Source organism: Streptomyces sp. CBMA123 (assembly GCF_014596465.1).
Classification (GTDB): Bacteria; Actinomycetota; Actinomycetes; order Streptomycetales; family Streptomycetaceae; genus Kitasatospora.
In genome coordinates, this window is the sequence record NZ_MECK01000007.1 from 23,044 (window position 1) to 29,413 (window position 6,370).

Consider the following 6,370-nt stretch of genomic DNA (forward strand, 5'->3'; position numbering starts at 1 on the left):
GCACCCTCCGGGCACCGCCCGAGAAACGGTGACGGGCCCCAAGGGAGTTGGTGCGGTGCGCAACCGTCGACGCTGGAAGCGTGTACTGATCGGGGCGTTCGCGGGTTGTGCCGTGCTCGCCGACGCCGGTGCCTCGGCGGCCGCGGCCGCGGTCTCCTCGGAGCAGCTGGCGATCTCCACGCCCCCGGCCGGCAGCGCCGCCTGGATCCAGGACCACACCTTCGGCCGCCTGCTGCCCGACCCGGCCACCACCAGCCCCGCCGACGCCGCCGCGTTCTTCGCCTCGCTCGCGCCCACCGAACTGGACCGGCTGGTCACCGCCTACCCGCTGGTCGTCGGCAACTACGACGGCGCCCCGCTGGACCTGCGCTACCGCGCCAACCGGATCGCCCTGGCCGACGAGCGCGACGCCGCCCGGGCCCGCGCGGCCGACCAGAGGCTGGACGCCGACACCCGCGCGCTGGCCGTCTCCCGCGCCAACGACGTCGAGCACCTGCTCTCCCCCAACCGGCAGATCCTCGCCTTCGACCCGCGCGGCCGCGGCCTGGTCAGCGAGGTCTGGGGCGACCTCGCCGACGCCGAGCGAATCTCCGTCGTCGTCCCCGGCTCGGACGCCGACCTCGGCCACTTCGACCAGGCGGCCGAACCGCTGCGCTCCCCGGCCGGTATGGCCCGCGCCCTGTACGCCGAGGAGCAGCGCCAGGCCCCGGGCACCCGGACCGCCGTGATCGCCTGGACGGGGTACGTCACCCCCTCCGGCCTCGGCCCGGACGCGGCCACCTCCCGGCTCGCCGACGTCGCCGCGCCCCGGCTGGAGCGACTGCTGGCCGGCCTCAAGGAGACCACCCGGCCGGACGCGCCCCCGTCGCTGCTCTGCCACTCGTACGGCTCGGTGGTCTGCGGCACCGCCGCCCCGAAGATCCCGCGCGCGGCCGCCTCGCCGTCCGACACCTCCGGCATCACCGACATGATGGTGTTCGGCAGCCCCGGCATGGGCGTGCAGTCCGCCGGCGAACTGGGCCGCGGCGTGCACGTGTGGGCCACCCGCAACCCCAGCGACTGGATCGGCAACGTCCCGTTCCTGGAGGTCGGCAAGCTCGGCCACGGCGCCGACCCGACCGGCAGCGGCTTCGGCGCCGAGCAGATCTCCTCCGCCCGCGCCTCCGGCCACAACGGCTACTTCACCGACGGCACCGACAGCCTGCACAACTTCGCGGCGATCTCGCTCGGGGACTACCGCGACGTGCTGCGGCCCCAGTCCGACTCCTAGGACCTGTCCGCCAGAACCCCTTCCGCGACCGTCAGTCCGGCTGCTCCTGGTACAGCCGGAGGGCCTCCGCCGCCGCCCGGGCCAGCTCGCGCCGGGCGGCCGGCGGGTCCAGCACCTCGACCTCCGCGCCGAAGGCCAGCAGCGCGCGGACGGCCGCCGCGGCCGGGAAGGCCATCGCCAGCTCGACCCACTCCTCGGCCGGTCCGGTGCCCGCCTCCGGCGGCGGCGTCGTGACCCGCCCGCCGTGGATGCGCAGGAACATGTCCAGCCGTCCGCGCCGGACCCGCACCCGGGCCGGCACGTCCTTCGGCAGCCGCTCCACCTGCTCGCGCAGCGCCGCCCACACCTCGCCGAGCGCCACCCCGGCCCGGCGGCGCACCGCCTCCTCAGTGGTCTCGGCGGCGAGCACCCGGTCGGCCCGGAACAGCCGTGGCTCGCCGCGCAGATCGGCCACCAGGTACCAGACCGCGGCCTTGCTCACCAGCCCGTACGGGTCGACGGTGTACTCGACCGGCGCGGGCGTGCCGCCGTGCCGGTAGCGCAGCCGCAGCCGCCGGTCGGCGAACACCGCGTACTGCAGCTCGCCCAGGTCCGGCCCGCTCCCGGCGCCCGCCTGGGGGTTCTGCATCCAGCGGGCCTGGTCGACCAGGATGCGCTCGCTGACCCGCTCGGCGGCCGGGCGGTGCGGGGCGGGCAGCGCGGCCATCACCTTGCGCAGCGCCGAGCCGAGGGCGCCGTCCAGCCCGAGGTCGCTGTGGGCGCCCTGGGCGGAGAGCACGAACAGCGCCCGGGCCTCGTCCGCGGTCAGCCCGGTGACGTCGGTGCGGTAGCCGGGCAGCAGGTTGATGCCGCCGTGCCGGCCGCGTTCGGTGAACACCGGCACCCCGGCGGCGGAGAGCGACTCCACGTCCCGGTAGATGGTGCGGACGGACACCTCCAGCCGTTCGGCCAGTTCGGTCGCGGGCACCCGGCCGCGGGTCTGGAGCAGCAGCAGGATCGAGAGCAGGCGGTCGGCCTTCATGACACCAGAATCCCAACAATCCTGACGGCAGTTGTCAGGTTTTACTGGGAGATTGCGTTCCGAGCCCGAAAGACCGCACCGCATCGCACCGCACAAGGAGCCGACCGCAGATGAGCACCGTCCAGGACGCCCGCCCGCAGTACCTCGCCGCCCTCGGCCAGTTGGAGAAGCTGTTCGCCGACGTCACCCCCGCCGACCTCGACCGGCCCACCCCGTGCGAGGAGTTCACGCTGCGCCGACTGCTGAACCACGTGATCGGCGGCGTCCACCGGTTCGCCTACCTGGGCGAGGGCGGCCGCGCCGAGGACGTCGTGGCGGCCATCGAGGACCCGTCCGACGAGGGCTGGCCGGCCGCACTCGCCCGGGCCGCCGCCCGCGCCACCGCCGCCTGGGCGGACGACGCCAAGCTGGGCCGCCCGACCTTCGCCCCCTGGGGCGAGGTGCCCGGCGGGATGGTGGTCGGCGGCTACGTGATGGAGACGGTGACCCACTCCTGGGACATCGCCACCGCCCTCGGCAACGGCTTCGTCCTGGACGACGCCCTGGCGCACACCGCGCTGGCCGTCGCCGAGCTGGTCCTGCCGCCCGCGAGCCGGGTCGAGGGCGTCCCGTTCGCCGCGGTGCGGCCGGTCGCCGAGGACGCCGACGTGCACACCCGGCTGGCCGCCTGGATGGGCCGCGAGGTCTGAACCCGTACGGCCCGAACCCCCGTGCGGGCCCGGGAAGTCGGCGACTTCCCGGGCCGGCCCGGGGGGTACTACTCCCGCCCGACCGAGGTGTTGCGCATGTCCGCGTAACGGTCCCCGGCGACCTGTCCGGCCAGCGGCTCCAGCAGTGCCAGCTCCGCCGCGCTCAGCCGCAGGGCCGCCGCACCGGTGTTCTCGACCAGCCGGCTGCGCTTGCGGGTGCCGGGGATCGGCACCACGGTCAGCCCGTGCACCTGCGCCCGCTGGTGCACCCAGGCCAGCGCGACCTGGGCGAGCGTGGCGCCGTGGGCCGCGGCGATCTCCCGCATCGGCGCGAGCAGTTCGCCGTTGGCAACGGCGTTCTCGCCGGTGTAGCGGGGGTGGGTGCGGCGGAAGTCGTCCGCCGCGAGCTTCGCGGCGTCCTGGAACGCGCCGGTCAGGAAGCCGCGCCCGAGCGGCGAGTACGGCACGAAGGTGACGCCCAGCTCGGCCGCGGCGGGCACCGCCGACCGCTCGACGTCACGGGCGAACACCGACCACTCGGACTGCACCGCGGCGATCGGGTGCACGGCGTGCGCCTCGCGCAGCTCGGCCCCGGTCACCTCGGACAGGCCCAGCTGCCGGACCTTGCCGGCCCGCACCAGCTCGGCCATGGCGCCGACCGATTCGGCCAGCGGCACGTCCGGGTTGCGGCGGTGCATGTAGTAGAGGTCGATCACGTCCACGCCGAGCCGGCGCAGCGAGCCCTCCACGGCGCTGCGGATGTACGCCGGGTCGTTGCGGATGGCGCGCTTGGACGGGTCGTTCTCGTCGCGCTCGATGGCGAACTTGGTGGCGAGCACCACCTGGTCGCGGTTGGCCCGGATGAAGGGGCCGATGAACTCCTCGTTGCGGCCGGAGCCGTACATGTCCGCGGTGTCGAACAACGTGACGCCGGCCTCCAGCGCGGCGTCCAGCGTGGCGAGCGCCTCGGCGGAGTCGGTCGGGCCGTAGAACTCGCTCATGCCCATGCAGCCGAGGCCCTGGACGCCCACCAGCGGGCCGTCGGTGCCGAGGGGTGCGGTGGGAAGGACGGGGTGAGTCATGCGCTCTGCTCTTCCTCTACTCGGTGGTACTGGCATCGGACGGGGGCGCCGGTGGCGTCGGCGATCCTCCCGGCATAGAGATCGATCTTGTGGTCGAGGACGGCCAGGGTGGCCTGCAGGTCGGTGATCCGCTGCCGGACCTCCTCGCGCTGCGCCTCCAGCAGCTCCCGCCGCTCGGCGTAGGTCTCCTCGCCGCGGCGGGCCATGTCGACGTACTTGAGCATGTCCGCCACCGACATCCCGGTCAGCCGCAGCCGGCCCAGGAAGGCCAGCCGGTGCAGGTCGCCGTCGCAGTAGCGGCGCTGGCCGCCGGCCGCGCGGTCGACCGGGTCGAGCAGCCCGATCCGCTCGTACCAGCGCAGGGTGTGGGCGGTCAGCCCGCTGGCCGCGGCGACCTCGCTGATGGTGTGCCGCGGGGTGCGGTCCGGCTCGCCGACCGGGCCCTTGAACACCTCGGCGCAGCTGCGCAGACCGGCCCTGGCCCGTACGGGTGTGGCCATGATCGATTCCCCCTGTCCTGTGACGATGACGACGCTACCGAGTTGGAGTGCACTCCAAGCAAGCCGCCGAGCCGGGTGGCCCCACCACCCCGATCCGGCCCCGGCTAGAGTCGACCGCATGGAGAGCTTGCGGATGATCGACAACTGGCCCGTGCCCCACGCCGCCGCCGCGGTGGTCCGGGGGTCGGACGGCGCGGTGCTGGGCGCCCACGGTCCGCAGCAGCACCTCTTCCCGCTGGCCTCGGTGACCAAGCTGCTCACCTCCTACGCGGCCCTGGTCGCCCTGGAGGAGGGCGTGTTCGAGCTGGACGACCCGGCCGGCCCGCCCGGCTCGACCGTCCGCCACCTGCTCGCCCACACCTCCGGCCTCGGCTTCGACGAGGACCGGCTGTTCGCCGAGCCCGGCAACCGCCGGCTCTACTCCAACGCCGGTTTCGACGTGCTCGCCCGCACCCTGGCCGAGGCCGCCGGGATCGCGTTCCACCAGTACGTCACCGAGGCGGTGTTCGAGCCGCTGGGCATGCACGACACCCTGATCAACACCACGAGCAAGTCCCCGGCCGGCGCCGGCGGCCTGTCCACGGTCGCCGACCTCACCCGGTTCGCCGCCGAGCTGCAGTCCCCCAAGCTGCTGGACCCGTCCACCCTCCACCGGGCCACCCGCGAGGTCGCCTTCCCCGGCACCAGCGGCGTGCTGCCCGGCTACGGCCACCGCCGCCCGAACGACTGGGGCCTCGGCTTCGAGATCCGCGACGGCAAGAGCCCGCACTGGACCGGCACCGCCAACTCCCCCGGGACCTTCGGCCACTTCGGCCAGTCCGGCACCTTCCTCTGGGTCGACCCGCAGGCCGGCGCGGCCTGCATCGCCCTCACCGACCGGGACTTCGGCCCCTGGGCCGTCGAGGCCTGGCCGCCGCTCTCCGACGCCGTCCTCACCGAACTGAACGGCTGAGGCGGATATCCGGCGGCCGTCCGGCCCTCAGCCGTACGAGACCGGCGAGTGCATCTCCCAGAACAGCAGCTGGGCGCCGGTCTCGCCGGCCGCCGGGTCGGCGAAGGCCTCGCCGGTGATCCGCACGCTGTCGCCGGGCACCATCGACCGGCCGGCGCCCTTGGGCCCCGGGACGGTCCGGTAGCCCAGCGAGCCGGCCGCCAGGTGCGCGTACCGCCAGGGCGCCGCCGGCAGTTCGGGCAGCGGCTGCCACGGGCCGGCGGTGGCCAGCCAGAGCGCGGCGTCACCGCGGCGCAGCCGCAGGGCGTCCGTCCCGGCGTCCCGCTCCAGCCCGGAGGCCAGCAGCGTCAACCCGCCGTCCGCCGGTTCCACCTTGCGCAGCCCGTACCCGGGGGCGGCGTCGAACTCGTCCGGCTGCAGCCACATCTGGACGAAGCGCACCGGGCCGGTGGCACCGCCGACGTTGCGCTCGGTGTGGGTGACCCCGGAGCCCGCACTCAGGTGCTGGATCATGCCCGGGCGCACCACCCCGCTGTGGCCGTGCGAGTCCCGGTGGGCGAGTGCGCCCTCCAGCACCCAGGTGAGGATCTCGGTGTCCCGGTGCTTGTGCTCCTCGAACCCGGCGCCGGGGGCGAGGAGTTCCTCGTTGCAGGCGAGCAGCGCGCCGAAGTGGGTGTTCTTCGGGTCGTAGTGGCCGGAGAAGGAGAACGCGTGCCGGGTCTCGACGCCCTCGGCGGGGGTGGAGCGGTAGCGCTCGGCGGTGCGGCGCAGGTCGGCACGGGGGCGGGCGGCGGCGTCGGTCACGGGCCCCACCGTACTGTGCCGGGCGGCCCGTCCCCGGGCGCGGGCGCGCCCC

At 74.8% G+C, this 6,370-nt stretch carries 7 protein-coding genes; 3 read left to right on the forward strand and 4 right to left on the reverse strand.

Going from position 1 to position 6,370, the window contains the following annotated elements:
- The first annotated feature begins 55 nt into the window (after positions 1–55).
- Positions 56–1,270, forward strand: coding sequence for an alpha/beta hydrolase (locus tag BG452_RS02610; protein ID WP_317620868.1), 1,215 nt, complete (start codon positions 56–58; stop codon positions 1,268–1,270).
- Positions 1,271–1,301: 31 nt separating this feature from the next.
- Here the strand turns inward: BG452_RS02610 and BG452_RS02615 are convergent, their stop codons facing one another.
- Positions 1,302–2,291 (reverse strand): helix-turn-helix transcriptional regulator, encoded by a 990-nt coding sequence (locus BG452_RS02615; protein ID WP_188302477.1) that lies wholly within the window; start codon positions 2,289–2,291, stop codon positions 1,302–1,304.
- A gap of 110 nt (positions 2,292–2,401) precedes the next feature.
- Here BG452_RS02615 and BG452_RS02620 point away from each other — a divergent pair, with 110 nt between their 5' ends.
- A complete protein-coding gene (locus BG452_RS02620; RefSeq protein WP_188302478.1) occupies positions 2,402–2,980 on the forward strand; it encodes a TIGR03086 family metal-binding protein in 579 nt (192 codons plus the stop codon).
- 68 nt (positions 2,981–3,048) lie between these two features.
- On the opposite strand, the gene BG452_RS02625 is transcribed toward BG452_RS02620, so the two are convergent.
- Both BG452_RS02625 and BG452_RS02630 read right to left on the reverse strand, forming a co-directional pair.
- A complete protein-coding gene (locus BG452_RS02625) occupies positions 3,049–4,062 on the reverse strand; it encodes an aldo/keto reductase (protein ID WP_188302479.1) in 1,014 nt (337 codons plus the stop codon).
- Complete coding sequence (locus BG452_RS02630) at positions 4,059–4,562, reverse strand: MerR family transcriptional regulator (protein ID WP_188302480.1); 504 nt, start codon at positions 4,560–4,562, stop codon at positions 4,059–4,061. The genes BG452_RS02625 and BG452_RS02630 overlap by 4 nt, the downstream gene beginning before the upstream one ends.
- 118 nt (positions 4,563–4,680) lie before the next feature.
- On the opposite strand from BG452_RS02630, the gene BG452_RS02635 reads away from it, so the two are divergent.
- Entirely contained in the window at positions 4,681–5,514 is an 834-nt protein-coding gene (locus BG452_RS02635; protein WP_188302481.1) for a serine hydrolase domain-containing protein, read from the forward strand.
- A 27-nt stretch (positions 5,515–5,541) separates the two neighbouring features.
- Here BG452_RS02635 and BG452_RS02640 read toward each other — a convergent pair whose 3' ends face one another.
- Positions 5,542–6,318 (reverse strand): pirin family protein, encoded by a 777-nt coding sequence (locus tag BG452_RS02640; RefSeq protein ID WP_317620869.1) that lies wholly within the window; start codon positions 6,316–6,318, stop codon positions 5,542–5,544.
- Between the last annotated feature and the right edge of the window lie 52 nt (positions 6,319–6,370).

What these genes read in the sequence shown, in the direction of transcription:
- BG452_RS02615 (WP_188302477.1), bottom strand. Translation starts at nt 2,291, where the DNA reads ATGAAGGCCGACCGCCTGCTCTCGATCCTGCTGCTGCTCCAGACCCGC.
- BG452_RS02620 (WP_188302478.1), top strand. Translation starts at nt 2,402, where the DNA reads ATGAGCACCGTCCAGGACGCCCGCCCGCAGTACCTCGCCGCCCTCGGC.
- BG452_RS02625 (WP_188302479.1), bottom strand. Translation starts at nt 4,062, where the DNA reads ATGACTCACCCCGTCCTTCCCACCGCACCCCTCGGCACCGACGGCCCG.
- BG452_RS02630 (WP_188302480.1), bottom strand. Translation starts at nt 4,562, where the DNA reads ATGGCCACACCCGTACGGGCCAGGGCCGGTCTGCGCAGCTGCGCCGAG.
- BG452_RS02635 (WP_188302481.1), top strand. Translation starts at nt 4,681, where the DNA reads ATGGAGAGCTTGCGGATGATCGACAACTGGCCCGTGCCCCACGCCGCC.